Source organism: Streptomyces sp. S.PNR 29, from assembly GCF_030386795.1.
Lineage (GTDB): Bacteria > Actinomycetota > Actinomycetes > Streptomycetales > Streptomycetaceae > Streptomyces.
Genome location: NZ_JANUQM010000013.1, coordinates 14,636 through 31,493, shown reverse-complemented (window position 1 = coordinate 31,493; position 16,858 = coordinate 14,636). Strand labels below are relative to the sequence as shown.

General features: G+C 68.9%; 16 protein-coding genes and 2 tRNA genes. 11 read left to right on the top strand and 7 right to left on the bottom strand.

What is annotated here, in order from left to right:
- Positions 1-13 precede the first annotated feature (13 nt).
- The 6 genes from recF (at position 14) to NW895_RS30390 (ending at position 7,751) form a co-directional block, all read left to right on the top strand.
- A complete protein-coding gene (recF, locus tag NW895_RS30415; protein WP_289939601.1) occupies positions 14-1,135 on the top strand; it encodes a DNA replication/repair protein RecF in 1,122 nt (373 codons plus the stop codon).
- Positions 1,132-1,659: a DciA family protein gene (locus NW895_RS30410; RefSeq protein WP_289939600.1), complete on the top strand. Its 528-nt coding sequence runs from the start codon at positions 1,132-1,134 to the stop codon at positions 1,657-1,659. The genes recF and NW895_RS30410 overlap by 4 nt, the downstream gene beginning before the upstream one ends.
- Before the next feature lie 454 nt (positions 1,660-2,113).
- On the top strand, positions 2,114-4,174 hold the full coding sequence (gene gyrB / locus NW895_RS30405) for a DNA topoisomerase (ATP-hydrolyzing) subunit B (protein ID WP_289939599.1): 2,061 nt from the start codon (positions 2,114-2,116) through the stop codon (positions 4,172-4,174).
- 42 nt (positions 4,175-4,216) lie between these two features.
- The gene (gyrA, locus tag NW895_RS30400; protein ID WP_289939597.1) at positions 4,217-6,811 is read left to right on the top strand and encodes a DNA gyrase subunit A; all 2,595 of its coding nucleotides are present in this window, start codon (positions 4,217-4,219) and stop codon (positions 6,809-6,811) included.
- Positions 6,812-6,829: 18 nt separating this feature from the next.
- On the top strand, positions 6,830-7,585 hold the full coding sequence (locus tag NW895_RS30395) for a DUF3566 domain-containing protein (protein WP_289939596.1): 756 nt from the start codon (positions 6,830-6,832) through the stop codon (positions 7,583-7,585).
- An 89-nt stretch (positions 7,586-7,674) separates the two neighbouring features.
- Positions 7,675-7,751 (top strand) — tRNA-Ile (locus NW895_RS30390).
- Between the two features lie 73 nt (positions 7,752-7,824).
- Here the strand turns inward: NW895_RS30390 and NW895_RS30385 are convergent.
- Both NW895_RS30385 and NW895_RS41300 read right to left on the bottom strand, forming a co-directional pair.
- Positions 7,825-7,959, bottom strand: coding sequence for a hypothetical protein (locus NW895_RS30385; protein WP_289939595.1), 135 nt, complete (start codon positions 7,957-7,959; stop codon positions 7,825-7,827).
- Between the two features lie 65 nt (positions 7,960-8,024).
- Entirely contained in the window at positions 8,025-8,330 is a 306-nt protein-coding gene (locus NW895_RS41300; RefSeq protein ID WP_354670128.1) for a helix-turn-helix domain-containing protein, read from the bottom strand.
- Positions 8,331-9,015: 685 nt separating this feature from the next.
- Here NW895_RS41300 and NW895_RS30380 point away from each other — a divergent pair.
- Entirely contained in the window at positions 9,016-9,366 is a 351-nt protein-coding gene (locus tag NW895_RS30380) for a hypothetical protein (RefSeq protein WP_289939594.1), read from the top strand.
- Between the two features lie 285 nt (positions 9,367-9,651).
- Here NW895_RS30380 and NW895_RS30375 read toward each other — a convergent pair whose 3' ends face one another.
- Positions 9,652-9,804, bottom strand: coding sequence for a hypothetical protein (locus NW895_RS30375; protein WP_289939593.1), 153 nt, complete (start codon positions 9,802-9,804; stop codon positions 9,652-9,654).
- A gap of 147 nt (positions 9,805-9,951) precedes the next feature.
- On the bottom strand, positions 9,952-10,284 hold the full coding sequence (locus NW895_RS30370) for a DUF6344 domain-containing protein (protein WP_289939591.1): 333 nt from the start codon (positions 10,282-10,284) through the stop codon (positions 9,952-9,954).
- 337 nt (positions 10,285-10,621) lie between these two features.
- Between NW895_RS30370 and NW895_RS30365 the strand changes: the two genes are divergently transcribed.
- Positions 10,622-10,750 (top strand): DLW-39 family protein, encoded by a 129-nt coding sequence (locus NW895_RS30365; RefSeq protein WP_003999697.1) that lies wholly within the window; start codon positions 10,622-10,624, stop codon positions 10,748-10,750.
- Between the two features lie 221 nt (positions 10,751-10,971).
- Positions 10,972-12,297, top strand: a complete 1,326-nt coding sequence (locus NW895_RS30360) for a hypothetical protein (RefSeq protein ID WP_289939589.1) — start codon at positions 10,972-10,974, stop codon at positions 12,295-12,297.
- A gap of 52 nt (positions 12,298-12,349) precedes the next feature.
- On the opposite strand, the gene NW895_RS30355 is transcribed toward NW895_RS30360, so the two are convergent.
- Both NW895_RS30355 and NW895_RS30350 read right to left on the bottom strand, forming a co-directional pair.
- Positions 12,350-13,957, bottom strand: coding sequence for a serine/threonine-protein kinase (locus NW895_RS30355; RefSeq protein WP_289939588.1), 1,608 nt, complete (start codon positions 13,955-13,957; stop codon positions 12,350-12,352).
- A 167-nt stretch (positions 13,958-14,124) separates the two neighbouring features.
- The gene (locus tag NW895_RS30350) at positions 14,125-14,673 is read right to left on the bottom strand and encodes a DNA-binding protein (RefSeq protein WP_289939586.1); all 549 of its coding nucleotides are present in this window, start codon (positions 14,671-14,673) and stop codon (positions 14,125-14,127) included.
- 183 nt (positions 14,674-14,856) lie between these two features.
- Here NW895_RS30350 and NW895_RS30345 point away from each other — a divergent pair.
- Positions 14,857-14,929, top strand: a tRNA-Ala gene (locus NW895_RS30345).
- 188 nt (positions 14,930-15,117) lie between these two features.
- Here the strand turns inward: NW895_RS30345 and NW895_RS30340 are convergent.
- Positions 15,118-15,825 carry a DUF5324 family protein gene (locus NW895_RS30340; protein WP_289939585.1) on the bottom strand — a complete coding sequence of 236 codons (708 nt, stop codon included), beginning with the start codon at positions 15,823-15,825 and terminating at the stop codon, positions 15,118-15,120.
- A 383-nt stretch (positions 15,826-16,208) separates the two neighbouring features.
- Between NW895_RS30340 and NW895_RS30335 the strand changes: the two genes are divergently transcribed.
- Complete coding sequence (locus NW895_RS30335; RefSeq protein WP_289939584.1) at positions 16,209-16,742, top strand: peptidylprolyl isomerase; 534 nt, start codon at positions 16,209-16,211, stop codon at positions 16,740-16,742.
- Positions 16,743-16,858: the final 116 nt, after the last annotated feature.

Below are 16,858 nucleotides of genomic sequence, written 5' to 3'. Positions count from 1 at the left end.
CCGGCGAACGACCATGCACGTCACGCATCTGTCGCTGGCCGACTTCCGCTCGTACTCCCGGGTCGAGGTCCCGCTCGACCCGGGCGTGACCGCCTTCGTCGGCCCCAACGGACAGGGCAAGACCAACCTCGTCGAGGCGGTCGGCTATCTCGCCACCCTCGGCAGCCACCGCGTCTCCTCCGACGCGCCCCTGGTCCGCGTGGGCGCCGACCGTGCGATCATCCGGGCGCAGGTGCGGCAGGGCGACCGGCAGCAGCTGGTCGAGCTGGAGCTGAACCCGGGCCGCGCCAACCGTGCCCGCATCAACAGGTCATCGCAGGTCAGGCCGCGTGACGTGCTCGGCATCGTCCGGACCGTGCTGTTCGCCCCGGAGGACCTCGCCCTGGTCAAGGGCGACCCCGGCGAGCGTCGCCGCTTCCTCGATGAGCTGATCACCGCTCGCTCCCCGCGTATGGCCGGTGTCCGCTCCGACTACGACCGCGTCCTCAAGCAGCGCAACACCCTGCTGAAGTCGGCGGCGCTCGCCCGCCGCCACGGCGGCCGCACGATGGACCTGTCCACCCTGGATGTCTGGGACCAGCACCTCGCGCGCGCGGGCGCCGAACTGCTCGCCCAGCGCCTGGATCTGATCGCCGCGATCCAGCCGCTGGCCGACAAGGCGTACGAGCAGCTGGCCCCCGGCGGAGGTCCGGTGGCCCTGGAGTACAAGCCGTCCGCGCCGGGCGAGGCGCACAGGCGCGAGGAGCTCTTCGAGCAGCTGATGGCCGCGCTCGCCGAGGCCCGCAAGCAGGAGATCGAGCGGGGTGTCACGCTCGTGGGGCCCCATCGGGACGATCTGCTGCTCAAGCTCGGTCAGATGCCGGCCAAGGGGTACGCCTCGCACGGCGAGTCCTGGTCCTATGCCCTGGCGCTGCGTCTGGCCTCGTACGACCTGTTGCGTGCCGAGGGCAACGAGCCGGTGCTGGTCCTCGACGATGTCTTCGCCGAGTTGGACAGCCGGCGCCGTGAGCGGCTGGCCGAGCTGGTCGCGCCCGGCGAGCAGGTGCTGGTGACCGCCGCGGTCGACGACGACGTACCGCATGTGCTGTCGGGGGTGCGGTTCGCCGTGGCCGAGGGGACGGTGGAGCGCGTATGAGCGCGGACGACGCCAAGAAGAACCCCGAACCCTCCGGTGTCGATCTCGCCCGCGTGGCGCTCCGGGCGGCGAAGGAGGCCGCACGCGCGCGTGGGGACGCGGCGCGGCAGAAGAAGCAGGCGCGGCGTGGCGGCCTGCGCTCGGGTGCGCGTGCCGACGGGCGCGACCCCATGGCGCTGGGCTCGGCGATCAACCGGCTGATCACCGAGCGTGGATGGGAGACCCCGGCCGCGGTGGGCGGTGTGATGGGCCGCTGGCCGCAGATCGTCGGCGAGGACGTGGCCAAGCACTGTGAGCCGGAGAAGTACGACGAGGACGAGCGGGTCCTGACCGTGCGCTGCGACTCCACGGCCTGGGCGACGAACCTGCGTCTGCTCGCCCCGACGCTGGTGGCCCGTCTCAACGAGGACCTCGGCCACGGCTCGGTCCGGATGATCAAGGTGAACGGCCCTGGCGGCCCCGCCCGCCGCTACGGCCCGCTCCGCGCCCCCGGCAGCACGGGCCCGGGCGACACCTACGGCTGATCCGGCAGTCGTCCGGCATCTGAGCGGAGCTGTATCCACAGCTGTGGACAGCAGGTGACCGACTTCACATCGGCGGGCGTCGGCGGCCTTGTCGCGCCGTCGTTGCCGCCCTCGTCGTGCGACCGCACATGGTTGCGATTCGCGACCTGACTCCGAAGTAGCCAAGGGTTGACGGCCGGAAGCGCTGAGTGGCTCCGTGAGCCTCTTGGAGCCCCCATCCGCATATCGGGAGTCGGCCGAGACCGGTTGAGGGCGGCACATGCGGACTCAGGTACCGGCAAACCCCCATCCCTGTCGGCGCTACCGGTAGACTGGAAGACAATCCCGCCCCAGTCGTGGGGACGTCCGGGAAAAGCTGAGCAACGCTGATCAAGGCTTACCAACGCAACATGCCGCAGCCGCTCCGGCAACCCGCCGACGAGCCCGGCTCGTGCTGTGCCAGAAAGGGCGCTTCGTGGCCGATTCCGGCAACCCCAACGAGAACATCCAGTCCACCGACACCGGCGTGAACAGCGAGGCGATCACCTCCAACGGCGAGGTCACCGCCTCGTACGACGCCAGTGCCATCACCGTCCTCGAGGGTCTGGACGCGGTCCGCAAGCGACCCGGTATGTACATCGGCTCGACCGGTGAGCGCGGCCTGCACCACCTCGTGCAGGAGGTCGTCGACAACTCGGTCGACGAGGCGCTGGCGGGCTACGCGGACACCATCGACGTGACGATCCTCGCCGACGGCGGGGTCCGGGTCGTCGACAACGGTCGCGGCATCCCGGTCGGCATCGTCCCCTCCGAGGGCAAGCCGGCCGTCGAGGTCGTGCTCACGGTGCTGCACGCGGGCGGCAAGTTCGGCGGGGGCGGCTACGCCGTCTCCGGCGGTCTGCACGGTGTGGGCGTCTCCGTCGTGAACGCCCTGTCGACCAAGGTGTCCGTCGAGATCAAAACGGACGGCTACCGCTGGACGCAGGACTACAAGTTGGGCATCCCCACGGCCCCCCTCGCCCGGCACGAGGAGACCGAGGAGACCGGCACGACGGTCACCTTCTGGGCCGACCCGGACATCTTCGAGACCACGGAGTACTCCTTCGAGACGCTCTCGCGGCGCTTTCAGGAGATGGCGTTCCTCAACAAGGGTTTGAGGATCAAACTCACTGACGAGCGGGAGTCGGCCAAGGCGACGTCCGGCGCGGACGAGGCCGGCGCGGACGAGAGCGCCGAGGTCAAGTCGGTCGACTACCACTACGAGGGCGGCATCGTCGACTTCGTGAAGTACCTCAACTCCCGCAAGGGGGACGTGGTGCACCCGACCATCGTCGATCTTGAGGCCGAGGACAAGGACAAGAACCTGTCCGTCGAGATCGCGATGCAGTGGAACAGCAGTTACAGCGAGGGTGTGTACTCCTTCGCCAACATCATCCACACCCACGAGGGCGGTACGCACGAAGAGGGCTTCCGCGCCGCGCTGACCTCGCTGATCAACAAGTACGCGCGTGACAAGAAGCTGCTGCGCGAGAAGGACGACAACCTCACGGGTGACGACATCCGCGAGGGCCTGACCGCGATCATCTCGGTCAAGCTGAGCGAGCCGCAGTTCGAGGGCCAGACCAAGACCAAGCTGGGCAACACCGAGGTGAAGACCTTCGTCCAGAAGGTCGTCTACGAGCACCTCGCCGACTGGCTGGACCGCAACCCGAACGAGGCGGCGGACATCGTCCGCAAGGGCATCGCGGCGGCCACCGCGCGCGTGGCGGCCCGCAAGGCGCGCGACCTGACCCGCCGTAAGGGCCTGCTGGAGACGGCGTCCCTGCCGGGCAAGCTCTCCGACTGCCAGTCGAACGACCCCGAGAAGTGCGAGATCTTCATCGTCGAGGGTGACTCCGCCGGCGGCTCCGCCAAGTCCGGCCGTAACCCGCAGTACCAGGCGATCCTCCCGATCCGCGGCAAGATCCTCAACGTCGAGAAGGCGCGCATCGACCGCATCCTGCAGAACCAGGAGATCCAGGCGATGATCTCCGCGTTCGGTACGGGCGTGCACGAGGACTTCGACATCGAGAAGCTCCGCTACCACAAGATCATCTTGATGGCGGACGCCGACGTCGACGGCCAGCACATCAACACCCTGCTGCTGACCTTCCTGTTCCGCTTCATGCGGCCGCTGGTCGAGGCCGGGCACGTCTACCTGTCCCGTCCGCCGCTCTACAAGATCAAGTGGGGCAAGGACGACTTCGAGTACGCCTACTCCGACCGTGAGCGCGACGCCCTGATCGAGATGGGCCGCAACGCCGGCAAGCGCATCCGGGAGGACTCGGTCCAGCGCTTCAAGGGTCTCGGCGAGATGAACGCCGAGGAGCTGCGCATCACGACCATGGACCAGGAGCACCGCGTCCTCGGCCAGGTCACCCTCGACGACGCCGCCCAGGCCGACGACCTGTTCTCGGTCCTCATGGGCGAGGACGTCGAGGCCCGCCGCGCGTTCATCCAGCGCAACGCCAAGGACGTCCGCTTCCTCGACATCTGAGTCGGTCTCAGCTGACCGCACCAGGAAGGACCTTCACCAGCAATGACCGACGAGAACACTCCCGTCACGCCGGACGAGGACGGCCAGATCGGCCTGCGCGTCGAGCCCGTCGGGCTCGAGACGGAGATGCAGCGCTCGTACCTCGACTACGCGATGTCCGTCATCGTCTCGCGTGCGCTGCCGGACGTCCGGGACGGCCTCAAGCCCGTCCACCGCCGCGTCCTGTACGCCATGTACGACGGCGGTTACCGCCCCGAACGCGGCTTCTACAAGTGCGCCCGTGTCGTCGGCGACGTCATGGGCAACTACCACCCGCACGGCGACTCCTCGATCTACGACGCGCTGGTCCGCCTCGCGCAGCCGTGGGCGATGCGGATGCCGCTGGTCGACTCCAACGGCAACTTCGGCTCTCCGGGCAACGACCCGGCGGCGGCGATGCGCTACACCGAGTGCAAGATGGCGCCGCTGTCGATGGAGATGGTCCGTGACATCGACGAGGAGACCGTCGACTTCACGGACAACTACGACGGCCGCTCGCAGGAGCCGACCGTCCTGCCCTCCCGGTTCCCGAACCTGCTGATCAACGGCTCGGCCGGTATCGCCGTCGGCATGGCGACCAACATCCCGCCGCACAACCTGCGCGAGGTCGCGGCCGGCGCCCAGTGGTACCTGGAGAACCCCGAGGCGTCCCACGAGGAGCTGCTGGACGCCCTGATCGAGCGCATCAAGGGCCCCGACTTCCCGACCGGCGCCCTGGTGGTGGGCCGTAAGGGCATCGAGGAGGCCTACCGCACCGGCCGCGGTTCCATCACCATGCGCGCGGTCGTCGAGGTCGAGGAGATCCAGAACCGCCAGTGCCTGGTGGTGACGGAGCTGCCGTACCAGGTGAACCCGGACAACCTGGCGCAGAAGATCGCCGACCTGGTGAAGGACGGCAAGATCGGCGGCATCGCGGACGTCCGTGACGAGACCTCGTCGCGCACCGGCCAGCGCCTGGTCATCGTGCTGAAGCGGGACGCGGTCGCCAAGGTCGTCCTGAACAACCTCTACAAGCACACCGACCTGCAGACGAACTTCGGCGCCAACATGCTGGCGCTGGTGGACGGCGTCCCGAGGACGCTGTCGCTGGACGCGTTCATCCGCCACTGGGTGACGCACCAGATCGAGGTCATCGTCCGCCGTACGCGCTTCCGCCTGCGCAAGGCGGAGGAACGGGCGCACATCCTGCGCGGTCTGCTGAAGGCCCTGGACGCGATCGACGAGGTCATCGCGCTGATCCGGCGCAGTGAGACCGTCGAGATCGCGCGCCACGGCCTGATGGACCTCCTGGAGATCGACGAGATCCAGGCCAACGCGATCCTTGAGATGCAGCTGCGGCGACTGGCCGCCCTGGAGCGCCAGAAGATCGTCCAGGAGCACGACGAGCTCCAGGCGAAGATCAACGAGTACAACCAGATCCTCGCCTCGCCCGTCCGCCAGCGCGGCATCGTCAGCGAGGAACTCGCCGCGCTCGTCGAGAAGTACGGCGACGACCGCAAGACGAAGCTGATCCCCTACGAGGGCGACATGTCCATCGAGGACCTGATCGCCGAGGAGGACATCGTCGTCACGGTCACCCGCGGCGGCTACATCAAGCGAACCAAGACCGACGACTACCGGGCCCAGAAGCGCGGCGGCAAGGGCGTACGGGGCACGAAGCTGAAGGAAGACGACATCGTCGACCACTTCTTCGTCTCCACCACGCACCACTGGCTGCTGTTCTTCACGAACAAGGGCCGCGTGTACCGGGCGAAGGCGTACGAACTCCCGGACGCCGGCCGGGACGCGCGCGGCCAGCACGTGGCGAACCTGCTGGCGTTCCAGCCGGACGAGGCGATCGCCGAGATCCTCGCGATCCGTGACTACGAGGCGGTGCCGTACCTCGTCCTGGCGACGAAGGCGGGTCTGGTGAAGAAGACGCCTCTGAAGGATTACGATTCGCCACGCTCGGGTGGTGTGATCGCGATCAACCTCCGTGAAATGGCGGACGGTTCCGACGACGAACTGATCGGAGCCGAACTCGTGTCGGCCGACGACGACATCCTTCTGATCAGCAAGAAGGCACAGTCGATCCGGTTCACGGCCACCGACGAGGCACTGCGCCCCATGGGCCGTGCCACCTCGGGCGTCAAGGGCATGAGCTTCCGCGAGGGCGACGAGCTGCTCTCGATGAATGTTGTTCGACCCGGTACGTTCGTGTTCACTGCCACCGACGGCGGGTATGCGAAGCGCACAGCAGTCGACGAGTACCGCGTCCAGGGTCGCGGCGGCCTCGGTATCAAGGCCGCCAAGATCGTGGAGGACCGCGGATCGCTCGTGGGCGCGCTGGTGGTCGAGGAGACCGACGAGATCCTCGCCATCACGCTGTCGGGCGGTGTGATTCGTACGCGAGTCAACGAGATCAGGGAGACGGGCCGTGACACCATGGGCGTCCAACTGATCAATCTGGGCAAGCGCGATGCCGTGGTCGGCATCGCACGCAACGCCGAGGCGGGACGCGAGGCGGAGGAGGTCGACGGCGACGTGGCCGTTGACGAGACCGCCGAGGCCGTCGAGCCCACCGGCACGGACGAGGGTGAGGCGCCCTCGGCCGAGTAGCACGAGGAGTGAGTCAGCGTGAGCGGAGCCACGGGCGCCGGATCGTCCGGTACCTCAACCGGTACGGAGTCGGACGGCGGCGGCCGTGGCTCCGCCACGCAGGCAACGGACTCGGCCGCGAACTCGTCCTCATCCTCGTATGAGACTCATGGATCCCAGGGGGGAACTGTGACGGACACCCGAGGCCCGCAGACCCAGCAGCACCAGGCTGGGGCGGGCCCGGCCGCTTCCGGTGCCCAGCCGCAGCCGCCGGCTCCGGACCAGCCGGCGGCCTCTCCGCTGCCCGGGGAGCGGCAGGCACAGCAGCCCGCCGGGCCCTACCACCCGCCGCAGGCGTACCAGAACGACGCCGGCCAAGGCGGTGCCGTGCGGCGCCCGCGCACGGGGGCGCGCACCACACCCCGGGTCCGCAAGGCACGCCTGCGCGTGGCCAAGGCCGACCCGTGGTCGGTGATGAAGGTCAGCTTCCTGCTCTCCATCGCCCTGGGCATCTGCACGATCGTCGCGGCCGCCGTGCTGTGGATGGTCATGGACGCCATGGGCGTCTTCTCGACGGTCGGCGGCACGATCTCCGAGGCGACCGGCTCCAACGAGTCGAACGGCTTCGACCTGCAGGCCTTCCTGTCGCTGCCCAACGTCCTGCTGTTCACGACGGTCATCGCGGTCATCGACGTCGTCCTGGCGACGGCTCTCGCGACGCTCGGCGCGTTCATCTACAACCTGTCGGCGGGCTTCGTGGGCGGTGTGGAGCTGACGCTCGCCGAGGACGAGTGACGGTCCACGAACAACGGATTTTGGGACTGCCCACGTCGTGCGCTAATCTTCAGGAGTCAGCGCGCGGGACACACACCGCAAAGCGCGGCGGGGCTATAGCTCAGTTGGTTAGAGCGCATCCCTGATAAGGATGAGGCCACAGGTTCAAATCCTGTTAGCCCCACCAGCCAAAAGACCCCCGGATCATCGGTCCGGGGGTCTTTTGACACCAACGGTTGACACCAACCGCCAGGGCCGCGTCAGGTGGCGTGGAGCGGACACCGCTCGTCGGCCGCCAGGTGAACGTCTCCCTCCCAGACGTAGAAGCCGCCGTCCAGCCAGCCTGAGCCTCCACAGGCGCAGTCGGCAGGGTCGTAGGAGAGCCGCAGACTCACGGTGTAGTGGGCTCCCTCAGGCGCCTCGCTGATCGCGCCCGGTGCCGACGGGTGCGGCCTAACTTTCACTGCTCCGCGTTCTTGCCCCAACGGGCCACGGTCGCACGGGAGATCCCAGTGAGTTCGGCGACGCGGCGGGTGGGGACGCCAGCCCTGATGGCTTCGAGGACCAAGGGGCGGAGATGGGCGTCCAGCCGCTCCAACTCGGCTGCGAGGCGTACACGCTCTTTGCCCGGGTCTACGAGCTGCCGTACGGCCTTGGCCCGAGCGTCTTCAGGCGTAGCCGCGGAGGCGTCTGATGCAGGGGCTTGGACAGTACGGGGCGGTCGCTGCACGGCCTTGGACCGTTGTCGATTTCGGCGGGTGGACATGTCTCCATGCTGCCGTCGCGTCTCACGTGAGACAAGCCGTCGCGGACAAGACGCATATGCCAACTTGGGACACCGCTAAAGCCCCAGGTCGGAGGCTTCTCGTGATCCTGAGCAGGCCATGGGGCATGAGAGCTGTTACAGGTTTCTCTACCTCATCAAGCCCCGGCTGCGCTCCGCTCCGCCGGGCGCGCTCCCGGCTCCGCTGCGGGCGCCGCTCCTGCCTCCGGCCCGCTCCGCCCGCGCTGCGCCGACGCGCGCCCACTGGTGGATAGGGCCGATGGCCATGAGTCGATCACCGCATAGCGGGCCACGGTCAAGGCAATGCCTCCGGCGGGGGATCGGCCGGCACCGGGATGGAGGGGGCGCCGTTCCCGCCCGCGGGTCCGTAGTGGCGTGCGCGGGGAGCTCCCATCCCGTCCACCGTCGACCCAGGCGAAGCCGAGCAGACGCGGCCCATGGCGTCCAGGTCGTTCGTACAGTGGCGCGCTCCACCTGGACGCCATGAACCACGCCCGCTCCACGGTGTGTGGGTCGACGGCGGACGGGATGGGAGCTGGGGATGGTGTGGGTTGAGAAGGAGCGAGAGGTGCAGGCAGGAGAAGGATTCAGCCTCTCTTCCAGCCACGATGGCAGCCAGAGCCTGTCTGGTGGATCATGCGGAGGCAGACGTTAGTAGGTTGGCCGCATGTCTTCCGTACTTGTTGTTGGTTACGACCCTCAGGCAATACCAGGCGTCGACGCGGAGGCCCTTCGCGCGGCTCTCGACAAGGAGCTGAGCCGGTTCGGTGAGCGTGGCATCGAAGCAGCCATGACGTTGGTCGTGTTTGACGAGTCGGCCGAGTCCACAATCGTCTCGTCGTTGGCCGAACGTCCGTGGGACGTGGTTGTCGTCGGAGGCGGGATCCGCAAGACCGAGCAGTTGCTCCCCCTCTTCGAACAGATCGTGAATCTGGTCCACCGCCATGCACCTCAGGCCGCCATCGCCTTCAACACCAGTGGCGGGGATAGTGTCGAGGCAGCGGAACGCTGGCTTTAGTACGCTGAGTGCGACTTGTCAAGATGGCCCTCTTTTCCTGACACCAGCGTCTGACACCAACAAGTGCGAACTGCGGCGACCGACGCCGAACCTCAGCGGACAGCCAGTCGGGGCACAGGGCGGGTTGGCCGTCGTCGAAAGGTCCCCTTCATCGACCTGATAAGGATGAGGCCACAGGTTCAAATCCTGTTAGCCCCACAGACAAAGATCGCGAGAGTGGGCGTCTCCCCAGGTGGGAGGCGCCCCTTCTGCGTTTCGAGGATGTTGTGCGGCTCGGGGACGGGTTCACGTGCCGCGTGGGCGGCGCTGACGTACGGGCAGCGGCACATACCCCCGGCTCCGGGTGACCCAGGCGAGCAGCGCGAGCGCGTCCGGCAGCCCGTCGCCCGCGTACGCCGCCAGCACCCCGAAGGCCCCGCGCACGTCACCGGCGTGCACCCACTCGCCCAGCGCGACGCCGTCCAGCGGAGGAATGACGCGAAGGCCCGGCGGCTCCTTCGAGCGGCCGGGCCTTTGTCGGGGTGCTGTACGCAGATCGCTGATGACAGGTGACGTAAGACAGACGGTCGCGAGGCTGCGGGGCTGTCAGCTCCGCAGTGACGTGAGCTCCGTCGTGGGCGGCGGGCAGAAGGCGGCGTCGGCCGCTCTCACCGAGACGTGGTGACGGCAGTTGGGGGACTTGCCGTGGGCCTCGGCCCTGATGCGCTGTTTCATCGTGGGGGGCAGGGCCGTGGCGCGGGACCTGGACAAGGGAGACATCGCCGGGGCTGCCATGCGTGGGGCGCTGGTGTTGCGCGCCGTCTCGGTCTGCGGTACGGCCGCGGCGGTGGTCGCGGTGACGAGTCCGAGCGCCGTGCACAGCGCGAGGAAGGCGGTGACGATGGCGGTCCACAGATGCATGACCTTGTTCCGGGCCATGACCCCTCACTTTCGGGTTGGGCGATTTGCGTACTTTCCTCATGATGTGTATGGGGGCCGCGAAGTGGTGGACCGACGCCCGTGGCGCGTCGATCTTCAGGTGGACACCACTCGTATGGGTGCCAGGCAGGGCAAAATATGAAGAATCGGGAGAAAGGTGGGCTAAGTCACCGGCTGTGGGGGTGTGATCACCCTCCGATCGCAGCGGTGACATCCGCTTCTATCGCTGTGCGGCGGCCTGGAGTTGGAGGCCGACGCAGGTCACCGATCGATATCGATCGGTGTGTATAGTCGGGCGCCAGAGGTCCCCTACGTCAAGGAAAGACGAGGTCGCGCGGTGAAGAAGCTTCTCCTGGTCGCACTGGCCGCCATCGGCGGGCTCCTCGTGTACCGCCAGATCCAGGCGGATCGCGCCGAGCAGGATCTGTGGACGGAGGCGACTGACTCCGTGCCCACGGGTTCGTGAGTACCGACATCCGGTTCTGAAGCAGACCCCGGCCGTCATCGCGGTCGGGGTTTTGTGTTGCCGGAAGCTGTCCCGCTCTGTTGCCGGAAGCTGTCCCATAGTGTCCGCCGTCTCCGAGTCGGGCGTTTCGGACGCTCGCCCGGATTGCGGGGATGCCGGGTCCGCAGGCAGGGCAGGATGGGCCACGGTTCTGCGGTCCGGGCTACGGCGAGGGGTGCGTGATGGGGCTGCGTACGGCGTGGTGGTGCGCGAACGTGTGGCGCGGTCGTCCCCGTGTACCGGTGCCCGTACGGCTCGGTGTGGTGACCGCCGTACTGTGCACCACGGCCCTCCTGCCGGGACAGGCCGCACTCGCGGCCGGGACACCGGGCGGCTACGCCTTCGCCGAGGGCGCCCGCCGGATCGAGGCGGCCAGTAACACCGGGGACGCCGTCGGGCTGGAACCCGGCGCGACCTACCGGAGCTCCCTGCCGAGGAGCGGCAAGGTCTACTACCGCCTCGAACTCGACACCGCCACCAACGCGTACGTCTCCGTCACCGCCGTCCCCCGCCCCGGCAGCACCCTCTCCGCCGTCGACGGCCTCAGGGTGTCCGTGCAGGACGACCACGGCCAGTCCTGCTCGAACGACACCGCGACCTTCGGTGCCGCCCGCAGTCCACATCCGATCGCGGCCTGGGGCTGGCGTGAGATCTCCCCCGCCAAAGCCCTGTGCCAGGACGCCGGCACGTACTACGTGGCCGTCGAACGCGTCGATCCGGACAACTCCCCGCCGGAGGCCTGGGACCTGGAGCTCACCGACGTGTCCGAGCCGCGCCTGGACAACACCGGCACCACGAGCGCGCCCGAAGCCTGGAACTCCGCCTCGCCGGAACCCCTCACGGGCGACCCCGTACGCCGTCGGGGCGGCGCGAGCTTCGCCCAGGCCACCCCCGTCGGCCAAGGGGTCTGGCGCGACGACATCGAGCCCGGCCGGACGCTCTTCTACCAGGTGCCGGTCGACTGGGGCCAGCAGCTCTACGCCACCGCAGAACTGAGCAGCTCGAACGACGGCTCCGGCTACGCGGCCGGCGCCCTGGACCTGGCGCTGTACAACCCCGTGCGCGGACAGGCGCAGGACGTCAGCGCCGGCTACGACGGCAGCCAGCAGTCCGTCAGCCTCGCTCCCGCGCCGCCGGTCGAGTACGCCAACCGCTTTGCCCCGACCGAACAGGTCGGCGCGCTGCGGTTCGCCGGCAGGTACTACCTCGTGGTGCATCTCGCGGAGGAGGTCGCCGACGGCTTCGGCGACGGCCCGTTCGGGCTGACACTGCGCGTACGGGTTAGCGGGGCGGCTCAGGACGGCCCCGGGTACGCGGGGGAGTCCGTGCCGCGCGGCGTCTTCGAGGTCACGGAAGCGGACCGGGAGGCGGCGGCGGAGGGCGGCACCGCGGGCGGCGGCCTCGCGATGAAGGCGGTCGCCGTGGGCGGGATCGGCACCGGCAGCGCGCTGCTGCTGGGGCTCGGCCTGTGGACGGTGATGGCCCGGCGGAGGGGCGCGGGCCTGTAGGGCTCGGGCGCCGACGGCCGATCGATGCCGGTCGAGCGGCCGGGGCGTGCGCTCAGATGCGGCTCAGCGCCCAGAAGCCGACCGCGTAGCAGGCCAGAGCGAGGAGCAGGAGCGGGATCGTCACCTTCGCCGGGGGACCGGGGCGGCGGGGCCGCGTCGCCCGGTGTCGTGACACTGCCCGGGCGGGCGGTGGAACCTGTGGGACCTCAGCGGTGTAAGAGGCGGTAGAGGCGTCTGTGGGTCGATACGGCTCCGGTGTCAGGGTTTGCGCAGGGTAGGGGTGCCGTGCGGGCGGCTGGGGAGCGGACAGCACATGGGTGGGGTCGTGAGGGGAGACGGCTGCCTGACGCTGACCCTGGGGCGCCGGTGGGGCGGGCGCAGGAGAGCCGGTGACGTCGGCCTGCGGCGGCGGCAGATGGAAGCTGCCGGTGTCCGACATGGAAGCCGGTGAGGAGGGTGTGGAGGGCTCCGGCGGAGCGGAGGGCCGGAGAGGCGCGGGTACGGGTCTGGACGGTGTGGCGTCCGGGCCCGCCATCGGACCGGCGCCCTGCCGGGGGTCGGCCGGTACGACGCCTGCGCCCGCACCCGACGGTGCGGAGCCCGTGCCCTGCGACGAGGCGGTCCCTCCGGCACCCGAGCGGGACGGCCTGTTCTCCGCGTCCCCCTCACCGGACGAGGGCGGCACGCTCCCCTGGTCCACCCGGGGGGTCGCCCCACTGCTCCCCGTCCGGGAGCCACCCGCCCCCACCCCGGGCCCCGCGCCCACCCCCGGGGCCGGCTTGAGCGGCCCGTCGGGGCCGAACCCCGGCGGGAGCGGGCCCACTTGGTCGAAGATCTCGATCAGCTCGTCGTCGGGTCCGGGCTCCGGCAGGAGCTCGGCCGCCGCGGCGAGCGCCTTACGCGCCCCGGTGGCCGTGCGGAACCTCGCCGCCGGGTCAGGCTGCAGCAACGTCGCCACCACCTGCCACAGGGGCTCGGGAATCCCCTTGGGCGCCCCCGGAGTGCCGTGTTCGGCGAAGTACTGGATGAGCGCCTTGGTGTCCGGCTTGGCGCCCTCCAGCAGATACAGCGCGACCAGGCCCACGGCGAACAGGTCCGCGGGGAAGTCGGGTTCCGCACCCATCATCTGCTCGGGCGCGAGATAACCGGGCGTCCCCACCACGAGGTTGGTCTCCGTCAGGCGCGGCTCGCCCAGCCGCATCGCGATACCGAAGTCGGACAGACGCAGCCGCGGCCGACTGGTTCCCGTGGCCTCCAGCAGCACGTTGGCGGGCTTGATGTCGCGGTGCACGACGCCTTCCGCGTGCACCGCGGCCAGCCCGGCCAGGAGCTGGTCGAGCAGGGTGCAGACGAAGACCGGCGGCAAAGGGCCGTAGTCACCGACCAGATGGACCAGCGAACCACCGGCGACCAGGTCCATGGTGAACAGGACCTTGTCGTCGTCGGCGGCCCAGCTGGCCGGCGCGAGCACATGAGGGTGATCGATCCGCAGCGCCTGTTCACGGACGAAGCGCAGCAGCGAGTGCGCGTCGCTCTGCTGCAGCACCTTGGCGGCGACATAGCGCCGACGGCGGTGGTCCCAGGCACGCCAGACGGCGCCGACCCCTCCGCGTCCGATCGGGTCGACCAGTTCGTAGCGGCCGGCGAAGACCTCACCCATGGTTGTGCGTCGCTCCTCCCCCTGTGGCTTCCCCCTCGTCCCCCCCTTGCTTCCCCCTCGATGAGCGATACGACTCCCCCTCGCGCCCGGTGAGTGACACGACCCCCTCGCGTCATTCACCGGTCCGGGCCCGGCCGCCGAACCCCCTTCGGCGGCCGGGCCGCGGATCAGCTCTGGTGGGACTGGTAGTGCGTGACGGCGTCGGAGGTGCGGCCGGCGCCGTAGACCCGGAGGAACTCTGCCAGTTCCGGGTGGGTCGGGGCGAGGGTGTCCGCCGCGTCGATGATGTCGCCGGCGGCCGCCACCGAGCGCAGCAGCGACTGGATCTCGCGGACCACCCGCTTGACCGTGGGCGCTCCGGAACTGCTCGTCGTGGTCGTGGTGTTGTTGAGCACCGAGCCCCCCTGCGACTTCTTGATCTCTTCCATGCGCTCGGTGGCCTCGGCCGCGCTCACGCTGCCGTCCGCGACCTGCCCCGCCAGGTCCTGCAGCAGCTGCACCCGCTGGACCACCGCGGGATTGCCGATCTTCGCCCGCTGCCCGCTCATCAGCTGCGACAGCATCGGCGCGGACAGTCCCAGTACCCCCGCCAGACGAGCCTGGTTGAGACCAAGATCGTCGATAAGCCTACGGAAGAGCGCCCCCAACGGCTCCCCGTACCAGTTCCGCTGCAGCTCCCGCGCTCTTGCGGTGGCTTCCTGCTGTGCGGCGTCCATTGCGTCTCCCCATCGCTTCCCCAGATACCGCGGTTCGCTGTAGCGAACCACGTCCGAGCATCTTACGGAGAGTGGTTGGTCACGGGGACCCCCAATCTTTTTGCGAGATCCCGGGGGAGACCCGGTACTCTGGTCTGCGGCACCCGCCGGGACGTGGTTCTTCCGGCCGGGCGCTTGTCTTCAGGGGCCTTAGCTCAGTTGGTAGAGCGCTGTCTTTGCATGGCAGATGTCAGGGGTTCGACTCCCCTAGGCTCCACAACGAACGCCCTCCGACCTGCGCAGACGCAGGTCGGAGGGCGTTGTCGTGCTGTGGTCACCCCCAGTGAGGGGGCCGCTCACGACGGGCCCGACCGTGCATGTTCCACGTGAAACATCGCCGCGGGGCGGGAGACCCTCAAGTCTCCCGCCCCGCGGCGCAGTTCGGGCCGCCCGAACGTCAGTGGATCAGCGACCCTCGTCGCGGCCGCCGGCCTCGTCCTCGGCCTGCTTCGCCTGGACCTCGGGATCCAGCTGCCCGCTGCCGTCCACCGAGGTCAGCCGACCCGACTCGGGGACCTCGGTCGCCGCCGGCGGTTCCACCAGCCAGTCCGGGTTGGCCTGCTTGTCCCACCACTTCCAGGCGGCGAAAGCACCGCCCGTCACGGCACCCACCACGGCCAGGGTCTTCGCGACACGTCCGGCCCTGGCCCGCCGCTCGTGCTTGCGGACCAGTTTCTGGACCTCCGCGGCCGTGACCTGACCGCGCAGTGCGGCCAGCGCGGCCACCCCACGCGAAGCAGCCTCGCTCTTGACGGGCCCGGCCGCGGCCACCGCCTGCTCGATCCTCGGCCGGGAGTACTGAGCCGCCTGCCGGGCGGCCTGGCGCGTACGGAGCGCAGCCTCATGTGCGGCATAGTCGAGCTTCGGTGGCACATGCGCCATGGCCTGTGTACGGGCCTGCTCCAGACGTGGCGCGACATGGGCGCCGTACTGCACGCGGGCCTGTCCAGCGGCCTGCGACACCTTGGGCGCCAGCCGTACGCGCGCCTCGTGTGCGTAGTGCGCGGCCCTGTCCTTGGCCGTGTCGGCGTAGGGCGCCACCACTTCCGCGGCGTGCAGCACGCTGTCCTTCGCCGAACCGGTCGCGGCGCGCACGCTGTCGATGCGGGTCACGGGTTCCTCCTCCTCGGTGGCGTACGGTAATTCGACTTTCCACCCTTTTACGGATCATGCCTGGCGACGCACGGCCAGGCATGCGAGGGCGGGCATCCGGGTCATGGACGCCGGCTCCGGACCATCCCGATCAAGATCGGAAGAAGAACGGTTCAAGAGACGATCAAGCCCAATAACGGATCAATAGAGGATCAATGCGGGCAACAGCAGCTTGTCGTCGACAATGCCACGGATCGCCGCTCCGCGCTTCCGAACCGGGTCTGCTGAACCGGATTTCCGCAAGCGATACGCCTTAACACCGTCCCGGAAACGGCTGACGGGCGACGCGGGGCGCGGACCGTGCGAGGATCGGGGGGTCACAGGAAGACAACGGAAGGCAGATCGTGGCTGAGCAGCTTTACGCCACCCTGAAGACCAATCACGGCGACATCGAAGTCCGGCTCCTGCCGAACCACGCCCCCAAGACGGTCCGGAACTTTGTCGAGCTCGCCAAGGGCGAGCGTGAGTGGACGCACCCCGCCACGGGCGAGAAGTCCACGGCGAAGCTCTACGACGGCACGGTCTTCCACCGGGTGATCAGCGGATTCATGATTCAGGGCGGTGACCCGCTGGGCAACGGCACCGGTGGTCCCGGCTACCAGTTCGAGGACGAGTTCCACCCGGACCTCTCCTTCGACAAGCCCTACCTGCTGGCGATGGCCAACGCCGGCCCGGGCACCAACGGCTCGCAGTTCTTCGTCACGGTCGCCCCGACGACCTGGCTGAACCGCAAGCACACCATCTTCGGTGAGGTCATCGACGGCGCCAGCCAGAAGGTCGTCGACTCCATCGCCACCACCCAGACCAACCCGCGCACCGACCGCCCGCTCAACGACGTCGTCATCGAGACGGTCGTCGTCGAGACCCGCGAGGGCTGACAACGGCAACCGGCCGGAAACGGGATCCCACCGGGAACCGGAACCAACCGGGATCCAAGGGAACCTATCGCCCCGCTCGTCCGTAAGGATGAGCGGGGCGGCCCATTGCCCACGAC

Bases quoted from the DNA above. Each gene is read 5' to 3' on its own strand.
- recF (WP_289939601.1), top strand. From the start codon at position 14: ATGCACGTCACGCATCTGTCGCTGGCCGACTTCCGCTCGTACTCCCGG.
- NW895_RS30410 (WP_289939600.1), top strand. From the start codon at position 1,132: ATGAGCGCGGACGACGCCAAGAAGAACCCCGAACCCTCCGGTGTCGAT.
- gyrA (WP_289939597.1), top strand. From the start codon at position 4,217: ATGACCGACGAGAACACTCCCGTCACGCCGGACGAGGACGGCCAGATC.
- NW895_RS41300 (WP_354670128.1), bottom strand. From the start codon at position 8,330: ATGTCCACCCGCCGAAATCGACAACGGTCCAAGGCCGTGCAGCGACCG.
- NW895_RS30380 (WP_289939594.1), top strand. From the start codon at position 9,016: ATGTCTTCCGTACTTGTTGTTGGTTACGACCCTCAGGCAATACCAGGC.
- NW895_RS30370 (WP_289939591.1), bottom strand. From the start codon at position 10,284: ATGGCCCGGAACAAGGTCATGCATCTGTGGACCGCCATCGTCACCGCC.
- NW895_RS30360 (WP_289939589.1), top strand. From the start codon at position 10,972: ATGGGGCTGCGTACGGCGTGGTGGTGCGCGAACGTGTGGCGCGGTCGT.
- NW895_RS30355 (WP_289939588.1), bottom strand. From the start codon at position 13,957: ATGGGTGAGGTCTTCGCCGGCCGCTACGAACTGGTCGACCCGATCGGA.
- NW895_RS30350 (WP_289939586.1), bottom strand. From the start codon at position 14,673: ATGGACGCCGCACAGCAGGAAGCCACCGCAAGAGCGCGGGAGCTGCAG.